General features: G+C 68.3%; 14 protein-coding genes. 10 read left to right on the top strand and 4 right to left on the bottom strand.

Annotated features, from left to right (window positions below):
- Positions 1-21 precede the first annotated feature (21 nt).
- From ACWF99_RS31695 to ACWF99_RS31710, 4 genes are read right to left on the bottom strand one after another with little or no spacing between them, the layout of a single operon-like run.
- Positions 22-363 (bottom strand): MmcQ/YjbR family DNA-binding protein, encoded by a 342-nt coding sequence (locus ACWF99_RS31695; protein ID WP_378637400.1) that lies wholly within the window; start codon positions 361-363, stop codon positions 22-24.
- Positions 364-374: 11 nt separating this feature from the next.
- Positions 375-1,772 (bottom strand): vWA domain-containing protein, encoded by a 1,398-nt coding sequence (locus ACWF99_RS31700; protein ID WP_452538192.1) that lies wholly within the window; start codon positions 1,770-1,772, stop codon positions 375-377.
- Positions 1,769-2,647 (bottom strand): AAA family ATPase, encoded by an 879-nt coding sequence (locus ACWF99_RS31705; RefSeq protein WP_358071885.1) that lies wholly within the window; start codon positions 2,645-2,647, stop codon positions 1,769-1,771. Before ACWF99_RS31705 ends, ACWF99_RS31700 begins: the two co-directional genes overlap by 4 nt.
- Positions 2,644-3,909, bottom strand: a complete 1,266-nt coding sequence (locus tag ACWF99_RS31710; RefSeq protein ID WP_378657170.1) for a glutamate-5-semialdehyde dehydrogenase — start codon at positions 3,907-3,909, stop codon at positions 2,644-2,646. The genes ACWF99_RS31705 and ACWF99_RS31710 overlap by 4 nt, the downstream gene beginning before the upstream one ends.
- A gap of 153 nt (positions 3,910-4,062) precedes the next feature.
- On the opposite strand from ACWF99_RS31710, the gene ACWF99_RS31715 reads away from it, so the two are divergent.
- From ACWF99_RS31715 to ACWF99_RS31760, 10 genes are all read left to right on the top strand, one after another.
- Positions 4,063-4,938 carry a ribokinase gene (locus tag ACWF99_RS31715; protein WP_452538180.1) on the top strand — a complete coding sequence of 292 codons (876 nt, stop codon included), beginning with the start codon at positions 4,063-4,065 and terminating at the stop codon, positions 4,936-4,938.
- Between the two features lie 1,031 nt (positions 4,939-5,969).
- Positions 5,970-8,093 carry a RecQ family ATP-dependent DNA helicase gene (locus tag ACWF99_RS31720; RefSeq protein WP_452538181.1) on the top strand — a complete coding sequence of 708 codons (2,124 nt, stop codon included), beginning with the start codon at positions 5,970-5,972 and terminating at the stop codon, positions 8,091-8,093.
- Positions 8,094-8,237: 144 nt separating this feature from the next.
- Positions 8,238-8,627: a hypothetical protein gene (locus ACWF99_RS31725; RefSeq protein ID WP_378637387.1), complete on the top strand. Its 390-nt coding sequence runs from the start codon at positions 8,238-8,240 to the stop codon at positions 8,625-8,627.
- Positions 8,628-8,844: 217 nt separating this feature from the next.
- Positions 8,845-9,282, top strand: coding sequence for an EXLDI protein (locus ACWF99_RS31730; RefSeq protein WP_378637385.1), 438 nt, complete (start codon positions 8,845-8,847; stop codon positions 9,280-9,282).
- Between the two features lie 29 nt (positions 9,283-9,311).
- Positions 9,312-11,486, top strand: coding sequence for an MMPL family transporter (locus ACWF99_RS31735; RefSeq protein ID WP_452538182.1), 2,175 nt, complete (start codon positions 9,312-9,314; stop codon positions 11,484-11,486).
- A gap of 63 nt (positions 11,487-11,549) precedes the next feature.
- Positions 11,550-12,506, top strand: a complete 957-nt coding sequence (ligD, locus tag ACWF99_RS31740) for a non-homologous end-joining DNA ligase (RefSeq protein WP_378637380.1) — start codon at positions 11,550-11,552, stop codon at positions 12,504-12,506.
- A 154-nt stretch (positions 12,507-12,660) separates the two neighbouring features.
- Positions 12,661-13,611 (top strand): D-isomer specific 2-hydroxyacid dehydrogenase family protein, encoded by a 951-nt coding sequence (locus tag ACWF99_RS31745; RefSeq protein WP_378637378.1) that lies wholly within the window; start codon positions 12,661-12,663, stop codon positions 13,609-13,611.
- A gap of 188 nt (positions 13,612-13,799) precedes the next feature.
- The gene (locus ACWF99_RS31750) at positions 13,800-14,531 is read left to right on the top strand and encodes an ESX secretion-associated protein EspG (protein WP_452538183.1); all 732 of its coding nucleotides are present in this window, start codon (positions 13,800-13,802) and stop codon (positions 14,529-14,531) included.
- A 36-nt stretch (positions 14,532-14,567) separates the two neighbouring features.
- Positions 14,568-14,942: a hypothetical protein gene (locus ACWF99_RS31755; protein ID WP_378637375.1), complete on the top strand. Its 375-nt coding sequence runs from the start codon at positions 14,568-14,570 to the stop codon at positions 14,940-14,942.
- Entirely contained in the window at positions 14,939-16,495 is a 1,557-nt protein-coding gene (locus tag ACWF99_RS31760; RefSeq protein WP_452538184.1) for a hypothetical protein, read from the top strand. Before ACWF99_RS31755 ends, ACWF99_RS31760 begins: the two co-directional genes overlap by 4 nt.
- Positions 16,496-16,881 lie beyond the last annotated feature (386 nt).

The following is a 16,881-nucleotide window of genomic DNA, read 5'->3' on the forward strand; positions in this document are numbered from 1 at the left end:
GCTTAACGTCGGCTGAAGTACTCAGGCAGTGGGGCGCTTCGACTTCGGGAGCTTGGCGACGACCGCGTCGTAGGAGGCGTCGATCAATTCGCATAGTTCGTCGTCCGGCACCGCGCCGCCGACGCGGATGCTGTTCCAGCCGTAGCGGCCGATGTAGGCCGACACGGTGACGTCGTCGGGGTAGATGTCGACCAGCTCGTCGGCTTCGGTGCGGTCACGCCCGCACTTGAGCCCGATCGACGTGCCCGCGCCGAGGAACGCGAAGACTTTGTCGCCGACCTTGGCGACGGTGTCGCCCTCCCACGGCTCGTCTTCCCAGGCGCCCGGTTTGGCCAGGCAGTAAGCCAAGACGTCGACACTCATCGTCAGCTCCTTCAGACGGGCAACAATCGGGAGACCACCTCGGTGAGCTGCCGAGCTGATCGGCATTCGTGCATCTCGATCACCGAACCGTAGTCGCGCGCCGCTGAATCGCCTGTCCCCCACAGGTTCTTCGGTTCCGGATTCAGCCAGTGCGCGTGCCGGGCGGTGCCCACCAGTTCGCGCAGGGTGTCCAGCTGCGGGTTGCGGTAGTTGGTGCGGCCGTCGCCGAGAACCAGCAGTGAGCTGCGGCTGGTGACGGCCTCACCGAAGTTCTCGGCGAAGCTGGTCAGCGCGTAGCCGTAGTCGGAGTGCCCGTCGGCGTCGATGATGCGCGACTCGGTGAAGATCCGGGCCATCACATCGTCGAGACCCGCGTACGGCTCGAAGAAGCTCGTCACCTCGTCGGTGCGGTCGACGAACGCGAAGATCCGCACCCGGGAGAACTGCTCCCGCAGTGCGCTCACCAGCAACAGTGTGAAGTTGCTGAACCCGGCCACCGAGCCCGAGATATCGCACAGCAGCACCAGTTCCGGTCGACCGGGGCGCGGCTTGCGGTTCACCAGGTCGATCGGCACCCCACCGGTGGACATCGAGGCACGCAGAGTTTTGCGCAGATCGATTTCGCCGCGCCGCGCTCGTTTGCGCCGCACCGCCAGCCGGGAGGCCAGGATCCGGGCCAGCCGCTGGGTGCCGCGCCGCAGTTCGGTGAGCTCGCGTTCGGAAGCGCGCAGGAAGTCGGCGTCCTCGGCTTGGCGCGCGACACCGTAAGTCGCGACGCGTTCGCGGCCGATCTGCTCTGCCACGCGGCGATTGGTCTCGGCTTCCACGCTGGCCCGGAACCCTGCGATGCGTTCCCGTGCAACGCGGCGGGCAACCTCGGTGTCCCGGTCGCTCGCGTCCGGTGGGAGGGACAGACCCGCGAGCACCTTGGCCAGCAAGGACTGGGGCGCCAGATCTTTGAGAGCCTGGTACGCGGAGAACGATGGTCCGCGCGCGGACTGGTACTGCCCGAGCTGCTCGACCACCTGTCCGGCCAGCATTTGTAACCGCTCGCCACCGTCCTCGGCGGCGAGCATTTCGGCGAGCTGCTCACGGAGGGCGGCCAGGTCGATCTGGCCGTCGGGGGTGCGTGGCAGGTCCGGGGTCTCGGCGGTGCGATCACCCACGGCAACGGGGAACCACAGATCGAACAAGCCGTCGAAGGTGGCGCGATGGGTGGGCCTGCGCAACAGCGCACAGGCCAGCCCCTCGCGCACCGCTTCGCGATCGAGCAGATCCAGCACGGTGAGTACCCGGCCCGCGTCGACGGTTTCCGAGGGTCCCACCGGCACGCCACGGGCGCGGAGCGCACCGACGAAACCGGCGACGTGGCCGCCGATTCCGTGGGGTGCTGGCGCGGTCACGATCAGGCCAGTTTCAGCTCGGCCAGCGCGCGCTGGTGATCGCTGCGGTGCTTGAGCACCACGCCGAGCGTGGCGCGCACGGTCGCGTCGTCGAGGTCGGCGGCGCCCAGCGCGAGCAAGGTGTTGCCCCAGTCGATCGTTTCGGCGACCGAGGGCAGCTTCTTGAGTTGCATGCCGCGCAATACGTGCACGACCCGCACCAGTTGCTCGGCCACGGTGCTCGGAAGTTCCGGCACGCGGCTGGCCAGGATGCGGCGCTCGAGATCTTCGTCGGGGAAGTCCAGGTGCAGGTACAGGCAGCGGCGTTTGAGCGCCTCCGACAGTTCCCTGGTGGCGTTCGAGGTGAGCACCACGAACGGCTTGCGGGTGGCGGTGATGGTGCCCAGTTCGGGGACGGTCACCGCGAAATCGCTGAGCACTTCGAGCAGCAGACCCTCGATCTCGACGTCGGCCTTGTCGGTCTCGTCGATCAGCAGCACCGTCGGCTCGGTGCGGCGGATGGCGGTGAGCAACGGGCGCGAGAGCAGGAACTCCTCGGTGAAGACGTCGGCTTTGGTTTCGGCCCAATCGTTTTCACTCGACGCCTGGATCCGCAGGATCTGCTTGGCGTGATTCCACTCGTAGAGCGCGCGAGCCTCGTCGACGCCTTCGTAGCACTGCAGGCGGACCAGTTCGGCATCGGCGACCTGGGCTACCGCCCGCGAGAGTTCGGTCTTGCCGACACCGGCCGGGCCCTCGATGAGCAGCGGTTTGCCCAGCCGATCGGCAAGGAAGACCGAGGTGGCCGTTGCCTTGTCGGCCAGGTATCCGGTGGTGGCGAGCCGGGAGATGACATCGTCTACCGACGTGAAGATCGGTTCCTGTACGAGAGTCACGATCACACCGGCCGAGTCTGGCCGTCGCCCCACACGATCCACTTCGTGGAGGTGAGTTCGGGCAGTGCCATCGGGCCGCGGGCGTGCAGTTTCTGGGTGGAGATGCCGATCTCGGCGCCGAAACCGAACTGCTCACCATCGGTGAACGCGGTGGACGCGTTCACCATCACCGCGGCGGCGTCCACGCGGGCCGTGAACTCGCGAGCGGCCGCCAGATCGGCGGTGACGATGGCCTCGGTGTGGCCGGTCCCCCAGGTGTTGATGTGGTCGACGGCGGCATCGAGGTCGCCGACCACCTTCAGCGCGATATCGAGGGTGAGGTACTCCTCACCCCAGTCGGCATCGGTGGCCGGGACCTGACCGGGCAGGTCGCCGTGGATGGTGACGCCCGCGTCCTCGAGCGCCTTGCTGAGCCGCGGCAGCGCGGTCTCGGCGACGGCGGCGTCGATGAGTACGGTCTCGGCGGCGTTGCAGACGCTGGGTCGGCGGGTCTTGGCATTGAGCACGATGGCCTCGGCCATGTCCAGATCGGCGGCCGAGTGCACGTAGACGTGGCAATTGCCGGTGCCGGTCTCGATCGTGGGCACCTGCGCGTCGCGGACGACGGCGTTGATCAGGCCCGCACCGCCGCGCGGGATCACCACGTCGACGAGACCGCGCGCCTGGATCAGGTGAGTGACGCTGGAGCGGTCGTTGCTGGGCAGCAGTTGCACGGCGTCGGCCGGAACGTCCTGGGCGACAAGGGCTTCGCGCAAGACCTCGACCAGTGCGGCGTTGGAGTTCGCCGCCGAGGACGACCCGCGCAGCAGCGCCGCGTTGCCCGATTTGAGAGCGAGACCGAACGCGTCGACGGTGACATTGGGCCGCGCCTCGTAGACCATGCCGACCACACCGAGCGGGACGCGGGTCTGGCGGATCTCGAGGCCGTTGGGCAGCGTGGAACCGCGCACGATGACACCCACCGGGTCGGGCAGGGTGGCGACCTGCCGCAGACCCGAGGCGATGCCGTCGATGCGGGCCTTGGTGAGCCGCAGCCGGTCGAGCAGATTCTCCTCGGTACCGGCGGCCTGCGCGGTCGCGATGTCCTCGGCGTTGGCCGCGAGTACGCGATCGGCGGCGGCGAGCAGGGCGTCGGCCGCCGCGTGCAGGGCGTCGTTCTTCTGCGCCGTGGTCAGCTGAGCCAGCACACGGGACGCGACGCGAGCCCTGCGGGCGGCGTCGTGCACCGCTGCGCGGATGTCCAGCTCGGGGGTCACTTCTACCGTCATGGATATCAGCCTACGCAGGCCGCCTCGCGCGCTCGACGCCACCCGGGACCCGGAATAGCCCTCCGACCGGCACCGGGACCGAGTTGTGCACAGGTTGGCGACGCCGTCGACAAAGTTGTCCACAGCAGCGCCGTCGCCGCTAGATTCGGCGTCATGGATCGCACCGGTTCGCCGACCGTCGTCGTGCTCGGCAGCGTCAACATGGACCTGGTCACGACGGTCCCGCGCAGGCCCGCGCCGGGTGAGACGGTGCTCGGGAGCGACTTCGCGACCGTGCCCGGCGGTAAGGGGGCGAACCAGGCGATCGCGGCCGCACGATCCGGGGCGCGGGTGCGATTTCTCGGGGCGATCGGCGACGACGCGTTCGGGACGGACCTGGCTGCCACACTGTCGGAGGCAGGCGTCGACATCACTTTGCTACGCAGGGTCGATGGCGCCAGCGGGATCGCCTCGATCGTTGTCGACGAGGCAGGCGAGAACAGCATCATCGTGGTGGCGGGGGCCAACGGGCGGGTGACCGATCTGACGGCAGCCGAACTCGCCGCGATCGCGCAAGCCGACATCCTGTTGTGCCAGTTGGAGATTCCGATCCACACGGTGCTCGCCGCAGCACAGCACGCCCGCGCGTCGGGCACCGTCGTCGCGCTCAATCCGTCCCCGTTTCAGCCGCTACCCGAGGAACTATGGGCGGCCGTCGACGTCGCGATCGTGAATTCCCTGGAGTCCGAGCAGTATTCGGACAAGCTGACGCACGTCGCGCATCTCGTGCGCACGCTCGGTGGGGACGGCGCGGTTTATCGCGACACCGACGGAAACGAGCGATCCGTAGGCGGTCGCACCGTCGAGGTTCTCGACACGACAGGCGCGGGCGACGCGTTCACCGGCGCGCTGGTCGCAACCTGGGATCGGGGCGTGCCTACCGCGCTGAGCTGGGCCAATACCGCCGGAGCTCTGGCGACGACCCGACTCGGAGCGAGCTCGGCGATCCCCAACCGCGAAGAGATCGCGGCAGCGCTGCACGCCCAGTGACCGAACAATCCACCGCGATCAAGCTGCACCATTCCGCAATCGCCAGCGCCGCGCCGAAACACTGGAAACCGTGCGGCCCAGCAGTTCGGCCGCTTCCGCCGACCCATACTCCAATACGACGCTGTCGTCAGCTGCTGTCCACCGTTTCCGCAGGGCGCCGTAACGCCCAGCTCTCTCCGGCGGCGGGGACCAACAAGCAACGCGAGCTGCGGCGATGCGCTTACGCTCGACTCCTATGGCATCAGGCGAGTACCACGTCCATGCCGCGAGCCGCGCGGCAGCGTGATTGAGGACCATCACGTTGGCAACGCCATCCCGCCGCGCCACGCTGCGGTTTTATGACCGTGCCACAAGGCGAGCGTTCGCGGAGCTCGGGGTTGCAGTCGGTCGCAAGGCTACGGAGATTCGCCCGCCGCTGACACCATATTCGGAGGCCGACTACCTGCGTGGACTCTTGGATGGTTTCCGAGTGAGCCGCGAAATTCGTTGCCCTGGTTCGATGACCAATCGATGAATAGCACGGAAGCGCTGCCGCTAGATACGTCAGAACGCTCTCATCTCGGACAGCAAGCTCGAGCGAGATGCGCCCCTTCCCATTCAGATCTCCCTCGTGCGATCCATCGGTTTGGAGCAGGCCGATCGCATACGCGACTGCGGGTATTTCCGGGTTGAGTACTACTTCAACGACACCGGTACGGCTTGCCATACAAAATCCCCCGTTCGTTCCCCAACGCCCCTCGGATCAGATGCGGCAATCCTGCCATGCCAACGATGTTCCTTGGCGTGGAATGAAACTCGCGTTGATTCCGGGTCGATCGGGACACGGTCGTGTGTTGATTCATCGTCGGCAGAGGGTGCCCGCCACATCCGCGCCGACTAGCAGCAGCCCGACGACGAAGGCGTAGCCATGCGTTGATGCGAACCCGGCCGGCGCGCTGACCAGTAGGAGCGATAGCGCGACACGACCCTGCCGCGCCCCATCGTCTGTGTTGCCCATCGAACCTGTCGGAGGTGTACGGCAGGATAGGCGCATGACCTCACCCGCAGGCAACGATGTGCTCGACCTGACGGCTCCTGACCTGCGCGAACGAGCCGAACAGCTGCTTCGCGAGCTCGCCGGACCCGATGCGCGGTTGCGGGAGGATCAGTGGATCGCGATCGAAGCGCTGGTGGTGCAGCGCAGGCGGGCGCTGGTCGTGCAGCGGACCGGGTGGGGTAAGTCGGCGGTGTACTTCATCGCGGCCAAGTTGCTGCGCGGGGCGGGGCGTGGGCCGACGGTGATCGTGTCGCCGTTGCTGGCGTTGATGCGCAACCAGGTGGCGGCCGCCGAGCGGGCCGGGGTAGTGGCGGCCACGATCAACTCGGGCAACGTCACCGAGTGGGACGAGATCCATCAGCAGGTGGCCGACGGTGCGGTCGACGTGCTGCTGGTGAGCCCGGAACGGTTGAACAACCCCGACTTTCGCGATCAGGTGCTGCCGCGCCTTGCTGCCGACGCCGGGCTCGTCGTCATCGACGAAGCGCACTGTGTGTCGGACTGGGGCCACGATTTCCGGCCCGACTATCGCCGCATCCGCACGCTGATCGCCGACCTCGGGTCGGAGGTGCCGGTCCTGGCGACCACCGCGACCGCCAACGACCGGGTGGTCACCGACGTGGCCGGACAGATCGGCACCGATACCTTGGTGCTGCGCGGCACTTTGGATCGTGAATCACTGCACCTGTCGGTGGTGCGGTTCGACGACGCGGTGCAGCGCACGGCGTGGCTGGGCGAACAGCTACATCGGATGCCGGGCTCGGGCATCATCTACTGCCTCACGGTCGCGGCGGCCAACGATCTGGCCGACCTGCTGAATTCACACGGCCACACCGTCGCCGCCTATACCGGCCAGACCGACCCGGCCGAACGCGAGGTGCTCGAGGCCGCGCTGCTGAACAACGAGGTGAAGGCGTTGATCGCGACGTCGGCGCTGGGCATGGGTTTCGACAAACCGGATCTCGGATTCGTCGTGCACGTCGGTGCGCCGTCCTCGCCGATCGCCTACTACCAGCAGGTCGGTCGTGCGGGGCGCGGTACCGAACGAGCCGAGGTCGTTCTGCTGCCCGGCCCCGAGGACGCGCGGATCTGGAGCTACTTCGCCTCCGTCGCCTTCCCGCGTGAACACATCGTGCGCTCGGTGCTCGCCGCGCTGGACACCGACCGGGCGATGTCGACGGTGGCGCTCGAACCGCTCGTCGAGCTGAACCGATCGCGTCTCGAGATGGTGCTGAAGGTGCTCGACGTCGACGGTGCCGTGCGCCGGGTGCGCGGCGGCTGGCTCTCGACCGCCCAGGACTGGACCTACGACACCGAGCGCTACGAGGGCCTGGCCGCGGCACGCGACGCCGAACAACAGGCGATGATCGATTATCAGTCGACGGCGTCGTGCCGGATGACCTTCCTGCGCCGCCAGCTCGACGACCCCGGCCTTGGCGGGCTCGCGACAGCGGATCTGGATTGCGGCCGCTGCGACAACTGCACCGGCACCCGCGCCGACACCACCGTCGACGACGCCGCGATCGCCGCGACCCGAGCCCGGCTCGACCGCCCCGGCCTCGACCTCGCCCCGCGCAAACAGTGGCCCAGCGGCATGGCGAAATTGGGAATCCCGTTGTCGGGCAAGATCTCCAGCGGTTCCGAGACCGGCCGTGTCCTCGGCCGACTCACCGACCTGGGCTGGGGTATGCGGCTGCGCGCCCTGCTCGACGCCCCCGACGCACCGGTCCCCGACGCGGTCTTCGACGCCTGCGTCGCGGTACTGCGCGACTGGACCTGGACCACCCGTCCCACCTCGGTGCTGGCTCTCGAATCCCCCCGATACCCCCAGCTCACCACCAGTCTCGCCGAACGCCTGGCCCAGATCGGCCGACTCGACAACCTCGGCACCCTCCGCACCAGACCCGACCGTCCCCCGGTCTCGGCGGCGAACTCCGCCCATCGGGTCGCCGGGCTGTTCGACTCCTGGGAGATCCCCGACCTCTCCGGGGTCGACGGACCGATCCTGCTCGTCGACACCCTCACCGACACCGGCTGGACCATGACCGTCGCCGCCCACGCCCTGCGCACCAGCGGCGCCGACGCGGTCCTCCCCTTCGCCCTGGCCACCCCGACCTGACCCGGCCCGAGCGACCCGACCCGAGGATGGGCGGCCGGGTCGCCGCTCGGGGCCGCGAACACGCGCGCCCGGCGCGCCGAAAACACCGCCCAACACGCCGCCCAGATTGTGGGCACCCCTCACCACCAGTGCTTGAATGCGCCTATGACCAGGACCACATTTGCTCGAACCCTGATGGCCGTTGCCGCGGGCTGTGCGGCCGGATTCACCCTCTTGACCGTTCCCGCCCAGGCTTCGAACGAGAACCCGCTCGACTGCGCCGGCGTCCCCGGCGCCCAGGCCGCCGCCGACCGCGAGAGCGCGATCCGCGGCATCGCCATCACTCCGCTGTGCTTCAGCGGCGGCCTCTACAGCGGCGTCCACGCCGGCATCCCCTTGGCGGTGCTCAATCCGTTGACGATGCCGGGCACCGCGAGCGTGTGCGTCGCCGAACGTGAAACCGTCGAGGCGGCAGCGAGATTCGAATGGACCGACCGGGTTCACGTGATGCCGATGTGCATCCAGAATCGGGCGTTCGGCGTCTACGAGCTGTAGTTCCGCCCCGCACGCAGCGGTCCGCACGGAGTCGATCCGTGCGGACTTTTTTTGCCTCTTGCTCTATACGTATACATCTACTTATAGTGAGTCGGACGGAACGAGTACTGCTACCGCACAACTGAACACAGACCCACAACGACGGCCCGGACCACAGGGCACGCCGCTCGTATACCCATGCCCACATGCGCACTGCCTTATCGAATCGGAGCAATCGATGACCATCGAACCCGCGTACGACACCGCCGTAGACACCACCGAGCCGAACACCGACAACGACGGCTTCGCCCCGGTCCTCGTCAAGGTCGGTCCAGGTGGCGGCCGCACCCAGCGCTTCACCGGCCGACAGGTCGGCCAGTCACGCCGGGTAACCCACAAGGCCATCGAAACGGTCCGCGTCTACCTGACCCGCAAGGGCAACTTCCTGGTGCACAAGCAGACCTCCGCGTGGTCGGACTACAACGAGCTCGGCGACTGGACCGTGGACTGGAAGAACTGGCGCTCGATCCTCGGCAAGGGCGAGCAGAGCTGGGGCGACTACACCACCGAGGTGGTCGATTCGCTCGACGCGCTGCGCCCACTGGTCTCCCCGAAGGTGCACCTGATGATCGTCGACCGCGTCCAGCACCCGCGCAACCACGACCTCGACATCTGACCGGCCGGGCCGGGAAAGGACCTACCAACATGTTCGCCAGACTGGGACGCGTCGTCGTCCACCATCCCTGGAAAGTGATCGGGCTGTGGGTGCTCGCGATCGTCGCCGTGTTGTCGACGGCGCCGACGCTCACCGCGACGACCGACCAATCCGAGTTCCTGCCTTCGCATTACGAGTCGATCCAGGCGATGAAGTTGCAGGAGCAAGCATTTCCGCAGCATTCCGCCCCCGCCGCGCTCATCGTGTTGGTCCGCGCGGACGGCGCGGCGCTGACCGACGATGACACGACTACGGTCAACGCGGCAGCGGCAGCGCTCACCGCACGCAATATCAAGGGGGTCAACGGCATTCAGGTGACACCACCGTCGGAGAATCGCCTGGTTCAGGTCGTCGCGGTGCAGATGACCAAGCTCACCGACGCCGCCGACAAGACGCAGGGCGAGGCGGTGAAGAGCCTGCGCGAACAGCTGAAAGAACAGGTGCGTGACACCGGGTTGAAGGCAGGCATCACCGGCACGGCGGCACAGACCCTTGATCAGACCGAGGAGGGCGAAAAGGGCATGGCGATCATCGGCATCGCCACGATCGTGCTGATCCTGGTGCTGCTGCTGATCATCTTCCGCAGCCCGGTCATCGCCCTGCTGCCGGTGCTCACCATCGGCGCGATCTCGAGCACCGTCAGCGGCCTGATCGCCATGGCGGCCAAGGCATTCGACCTCGACATCGACACCTCGATCAGCGCCATCCTGCTGGTCGTACTGTTCGGCGTCGGCACCGACTACATCCTGTTCCTGATGTTCCGCTACCGGGAACGGCTGCGAGCGGGCGACGATCCCAAGACCGCGATGATCAACGCTGTGGCCCGCGTCGGTGAGGCCATCACCTCGGCGGCAGCCGCCGTGATCATCGCGTTCATGGCGCTGACCCTGTCGAGCCTCGGCATGTTCCGGGCGATGGGCCCCGCGCTGGCGATCGCCGTCGCGGTGGCGCTGCTGGCCGGTCTCACGCTGGTACCCGCGATCGTCTCCCTGCTGGGCACCAAGGTGTTCTGGCCGTCGAAGGCGTGGCAGGTCGAGCCGAGAGGCGCACGGTTCGGCGCGATCGGCGCGGCGATGGGCAGGCGGCCCGGCGTGTTCGCCGTCGCCTCCGGCGCAGTGCTGGTGGCGCTCGGGGTGTTCGCGGTCGGCTTCAACCCGACCTTCGATCTGAGCTCGGGTTCCACCTCCGACGCCTCCGAGTCGGTGGTCTTCACCACCGAGCTGCTCAAGGGGATGCCCGCGGGCGCCACCCAGCCCTCCGACGTGCTGCTGCACTCGCCCGGCGGACCGCTGGGCGAGGACCAACTCACGGCCTACCGAACGGCGTTGACCCAGGTCGAGGGCGTCGGACAGGTCGGGCAGGCGCAATTGTCACCGGACCGCACGATCGCGAACTTCCAGGTGACGCTCGCCAACGCACCGGAATCCGATGCCGCGCTCGACACGGTGGCCGGTCCGCTGCGTACGGTCGCCCGCCAAGCGGCGCCCGCGGGGGCCACGGCGGCAGTCGGCGGCATGACCGCGGTGTTCGTGGACTTCAAGGACGCGATGAACCACGACTACGCGATCGTTTTCCCGGTGGCCGCGATCCTGATCATGCTCGTGCTGGCGCTGCTGCTGCGCAGTCTCGTCGCACCGTGGTACCTGATGGCCTCGGTGTTCCTCGGCTTCGCCGCGACCTTGGGCGCGACGGTGCTGGTGTTCCAGCAGATCCAGGGCGAGAACGGCCTGATCTTCACGCTGCCGGTGATCATGTACCTGTTCGTCGTCGCGCTGGGCACCGACTACAACATCCTGATGGTCGCCCGGTTGCGAGAGGAAGCCCGCGAGGGGCACACGCCACGCGAAGCGGCGGCGCTGGCCGTGCGGCACACCGGGCCGACCGTCGCGGCGGCCGGACTGATCCTGGCGGGCACCTTCGCCTCGATGATGCTGGCGGGCAACAGCACTCTGTCGCAGATGGGCTTCGCCATCTCGGTGGGCATCGCGATCGCCGCGTTCGTGATGGCGCTGTTCTTCACTCCCGCGGTGACCGCGCTGCTCGGGCGGCGCGCGTGGTGGCCCGGCCACGGTGGCGACAGCGACGCGGACGCGAAGTCCCGCTGGGCAGAGCACTCCTACGCCGAGAGCTACTACACCCCACCGACAGAGCACAGCCGCTGGTAACGGCCACACCGACGCAGGCTCGCTCCCCAGTGGGGGCGGGCCTGCTCGTCTATCGTTGGGCGGGTGGCCAAGTCTGCGGCGCCTGCGGTCGAACTACCGGTGGGTGAGCACACGGTGCGGGTCAGCAATCCCGACCGGGTGTATTTCCCCGAGCTCGGCGTGACCAAGCTCGACCTCGCGCAGTACTACCTGAGCGTCGGGGACGGGATCGTCAACGCCCTGCGGGATCGGCCCTGCATGCTGCACCGATTCCCCAAGGGACTGCCGGGCGGAAAGGTGCACCAGAAGCGGGTGCCCGCGGGCGCGCCGGACTGGCTCCCGACCGTGCGCGTGTATTTTCCGCGCTACGGCAGGCATGCCGACGAGCTCTGCGTGCACGAGCTCGCCGATGTGATCTGGGCGGTGCAGATGTCCACCGTGGAGTTCCATCCCTGGAATTCGCGGGCCTCCGATACCGAGTCGCCCGACGAATGGCGCATCGACCTCGATCCGATGCCCGACTGCCCGTGGTCGCGGGTGCAGCGGGTGGCCGGGGTGGTGCACGAGGTGCTCGACGAGCTCGGCGCGGTCGGCTGGCCGAAGACCTCCGGTGGGTCCGGACTGCACGTGTACGTGCGGATCGCGCCGGAGTACGGGTTTCAGGAGGTTCGCCGGGCCGCGCTCGCGTTCGCGCAGGAGATCGAACGGCGTGCGCCCGAGGATGTCACCACGGCCTGGTGGCGCAAGGACCGCGATCCCGCGCAGCTGTTCGTCGACTACAACCAGAACGCGCGCGACCACACCATCGCCGCCGCCTACTCCGTGCGCGGCGTGCCGGAGGCCACCGTGTCGACCCCGGTTCGCTGGACCGAGATCGACGACATCGTGCCCCGCGACTTCACCATCCAGACCGTGCCTGCCCGCTATGCCGAACTCGGCGACCTCCAGGCCGACATGGACAACGCCGTCTTCGATATCGCGCCCCTGCTGGAACTGGCCGACCGGCACGGCGTCGAGGAACTCGTCGACCTCGACGAATAGTGAACAGTCCCGGACCACTTCGCGAGACCGGGAGGGTGCGGGGGCGCCGTCGACAGCGACGAGGAAGAATCAGAGTCCGGTACCGCGTGCGGTGCCCAGGACAGCGCTCGAGCCGCAGTGCGGCACCGGCAGCCGATCGACCCAGGAGGTCTCTGTGCAGGAATCCGCGACCACGATCGCGATCGCCCCGGATCAGCCGGCGCCGCGCTTGCTCGAGAAAGCGGTCGTCGGAGCGGGCGCTCGGGTGGGTGAGCTGGCGGAGGCCGACGCACTGATCTGGACCGGCAAACCCAGCGATTTTCCGGCGACCCTGCCGTCGTCGGTGCGCTGGGCGCAGTTGCCCGCCGCGGGGATCGAGGACTTCTTCGACGCGGGCGTGTTCACCGCGCATCCAGAGGTGGTGTTCACCTCCGCGGCAGGGGCGTTCTCGCACAGTGTCGCCGAACACGCGCTGATGCTGTTGCTGGCCGGTGTGCGGTACCTGCCCGAACAGTTGCGGGCGACGTCGTGGCAGCAGCGAGAGTTCTTCCCGCACGTCGGATCGTTGCGCGGCAAGACCGTGACGATCGTCGGCGCCGGCGGGATCGGTCGCGCGCTGATCCCGATGCTGGCGCCGCTGGGCGCCCATGTGATCGCGGTGAACCGGTCGGGACGTCCGGTGACCGGGCCCGGCATTCCCGCCGATGTCGAGACGGTGCCGACCGATCAGCTCGCACGGGTGTGGTCGCACACCGATCATGTGGTGGTCGCGGCACCGGCGACGGCACAGACCCGCCACCTCATCGGCGCCGACGAACTGTCCAGGCTCAAGCCGTCGTCGTGGGTGATCAATGTGGCTCGTGGCAGCCTGATCGACACCGATGCGCTGGTGGACGCGCTGACCGGTGGGGTGATCGGAGGCGCCGGACTCGACGTCACCGACCCGGAACCGCTGCCCGACGGGCACCCGCTGTGGACACTGCCGAACGCGATCATCACCCCGCACGATTCGAACCCACCGCAGTTGCGGTTGGCGGCGTTCGCCGATCATGTCGGCGCGAATGTGGCGCGGTTCGTCGCGGGCGAGCCGCTGGACGCGATCATCGACACCGCGCGCGGTTACTGAGAGGTCCGACCGCCCATGCCGCGATCGTAGAAGGGTTCTGCCGACCTCGACGTCCACCGAAATATTCATCCGAGGACGCGGAGCGGGAAAAGATTCCGTTCGGAGGTATGAGGCTCGATCGGCACGCCGGAATCGGACAGCGCGGGTTAGGCTGTCCTCGTCCTGGTTCGGTAAGGATGGGATCGGCAATGGGATGGACCTTCACCGCTGACGAATTCGCGCACGTCTGGCGGGAATCGGGTCAGGATCGCATGCCGTTTCCGCTGCGCGTGCTCGAGTCGCCGCGCACCGAGAACGACGCGGCCCGATTGCGCGCGGGACTCGACGATCGACTACGCGGGGGCGACCCCGACCTCGCCGCCTGTCTGCGGATCATCGCCGAACCGCACGCCAGGATCGTGCTGGTCGGCGGCGCCCATACTCCCGGCAGCGAAATCCGGCTACTGGCCTGCGCGGTCTACGACCACGCGGTCCTGGTAGTGCAGGAACCCAGTACCCGGCCCGATTACGGTGGCAGCGTACGTGTTTCGATCGGGCACACCGCGGGAATCGGCGCACGCGTCACCGCCTGCCTGCCCGATACCCCACCCGGACGCGAACCTGCGCGCGAGGCCGCGACCGATGCGGTACGCGACGAGGAAACCGTGCTCGCGACCCATCCCGCCGTGCCGCGCATCCAGCGATTATTGCGCAGACCGCACACCGCCGAGGGCCACATCCGCATCGAAACCGGGCTCGACCGTTCGGTGCCGAATCCACCGGTGCACTACAGCTGGATCGACGTGGCCAACGACGGCCGCTACCTGCTGCGAGCGGGCGAAACCGTGCACGTGGTGCCCGCATCCACTGGGCAACTGGCCGCGCAATTGCAGCGCAGATTGGTGCCGGCGCACAGTTCGCACAGCAGAAGGTCCGGCTAACCTGGACTCCACCGCATCATCTGGAGGGGAGACGCGATGACGATCGAGAGCAGCAGAGCCGAGATCTCCCGGTTCCGCAGCGCCGCCGTGGCGGGGACACTGACATTCGACCCCGATGCCGCGCGCCGGTGCGCCGACCTCTACGAACAGCAGGCCGAGCATCTCGCCCAGCTGCGACAGGGGCTCGAGAACGCTGCCGAGGCAGAGGGATTCGGCGGCTTCGTCTCCGCCCAGCAGTTGCAGGCGGGCTTCGCGCACAAGGCACGCGACGCCGCCGAACTGCTCGATCGCTACATCGAGGCGGCCTACCGGATGAAAGAGGCGTTCCTGCTCAGCGCGGGCCTCTACGAGGAAGCCGATGCCGCCGCGGCCGCCGCCCTGCGCGCCGTCGATACGAGGGTGCGCGGATGAGCACCGACCCCACCTACATCAGTGCGATGGAACATTTCGAATCCATGCCGCACGAACAGATCTACACGCGCGCCCAGCAGATCGACGCCGGTGCCATCCTCGGCGCATCGATGACCTGGTTGGAGACCGCCACCACCCTCACCACCTCGATGCCGCTGACCAAATCCGGCGCCGACCGGGTGATCAACGACACCGGCTGGTCCGGCGCCGCCGCCGATGCCGCCGCCGCGAGCACCCGCAGCTTCGCCGCCTCCATCGACGAACTGGCCGCCGTGATGGCCGAAGTCGGCGCCCGCCTCGGCGGTGTCGCCGCGGCCGCCGAAGCCGTGAAGCTGGCCGTCGTGGCGCCGGGCGGTTCAGGCCCGATCGGGGCGATCGCCCGCCTGCTGGAGAGCGCGCAGGTGATCGACGCGCAGATGGCGGCCGAGGCGCTACGCCAAGAAGCTGTCCTGGCGATGAACATGATCTACAAGCCGGCGTATTCGCTTGCCGGAACGGGCGTCCCAGCACTGCCCATCGCACCAGGGGAGGCCGAATCGCCTTCGGGCCGAGGCGGTTCACCCTCGCCGGGCAACGGGTCGACCCCCAGCCCCGGCACGAGCCCCTCCGCGCCACAAGGCAATTCACCGGAATCGCCCCAGGAATCGGAATCTGGCGCGGAACCCGGTGCTGCACCGGCACCCGGCGCCACTGTGACACCAGGCGAAGACGCCGAACCATCGGAAAACCCTGCGCCCCAAGGCCAGAGCCCCACTCCACAGCCTCCGTCGCCTGAAACCCCCGCCCCCAGTTCCGAAGCGCCGGCGCCTTCGACCGAGGCGCCCGCACCCACCACCGAGCCGCCAGCGCCGTCTACCGAAGCACCCGCGCCGCCCACCGCCGAAGCGCCCGCTCCCACGACCGAGCCCCCAGCGCTGCCTGCCGAAACACCTACGCCCACTTCTGAAGCGCCCGCACCGCCAACCGAGGCACCAACGCCGTCTACCGAAGCCGCACCCACTTCAGAAGCGCCGGCGCCGCCAACCGAACAGCCGGCTCCGCAAACTCAGGGCCCGACAATTCCGCCGACGAGTTCCCCCAACGAGGCACCCGCACCGTCTACCGGAGCGCCCGCTCCCACGACCGAGCCGCCTGCACCCACCACCGAAGCGCCAGCGCCATCGACCGAACAACCCGCTCCACAGAGCCAAGGCCCGACCGTTCCGCCGACGAGTGCGCCCAGCGAGGCACCCGCTCCCCTGCCCACCCAGCCGAATCAGCTACCGACACAGCAGGATTCGAATCCACCGGCACCGAAGCCCCCAACCGTGGAAACCCCGCGGCCGACCGAAGCCCCCGCACCGACCTCGGAACAACCGGCCTCACCGGCACCACCCGGTCGCCAAGCGCCACAACCACTTCCGCTGCCAGGCATGCCGGACATGTCCGACCCAGGCGGCCAGCCCGGCGTCACCGGCCCGGTTCCCGGATCCGACGTGTCACCGTCACAGCCCGCCACCCCCAAGGCGCCGCCCCCCGAGACCGATCAGCCAGGAGTAGTCCCACCGCGGTAGATCACCGTCACCGGTACGTCAGCGAGCCCCTCCTCGGAGTACCCAGGACTTCCCGCCCACCCACAAACCCCAGGCCAACCAGCCCCGACGCCCAGGGCCAGCCACCAGCCACACCCTCACACCTTGGGCCAACCACCCGCGCCACCAACCACACCCACACACCTTGGGCCAACCACCCTCGCCACCAACCACACCCACACACCTCGCGTCGGCCGCCCGCACCACCAGCCACACCGTCAAACCTCGAATCCGCCATGACCGCACTCCCATCCCCGCACCCGCGACCCCTAGGGAGCGGCGGCCACGAAGTGGCCGGTCCGCGGCCGGGCCGCCGGTCAGGCGCCGGTGCGTAGGCGACGAAGGAGCAAGCACCGGTGCCTGACCGG

Source organism: Nocardia sp. NPDC055002, from assembly GCF_053608825.1.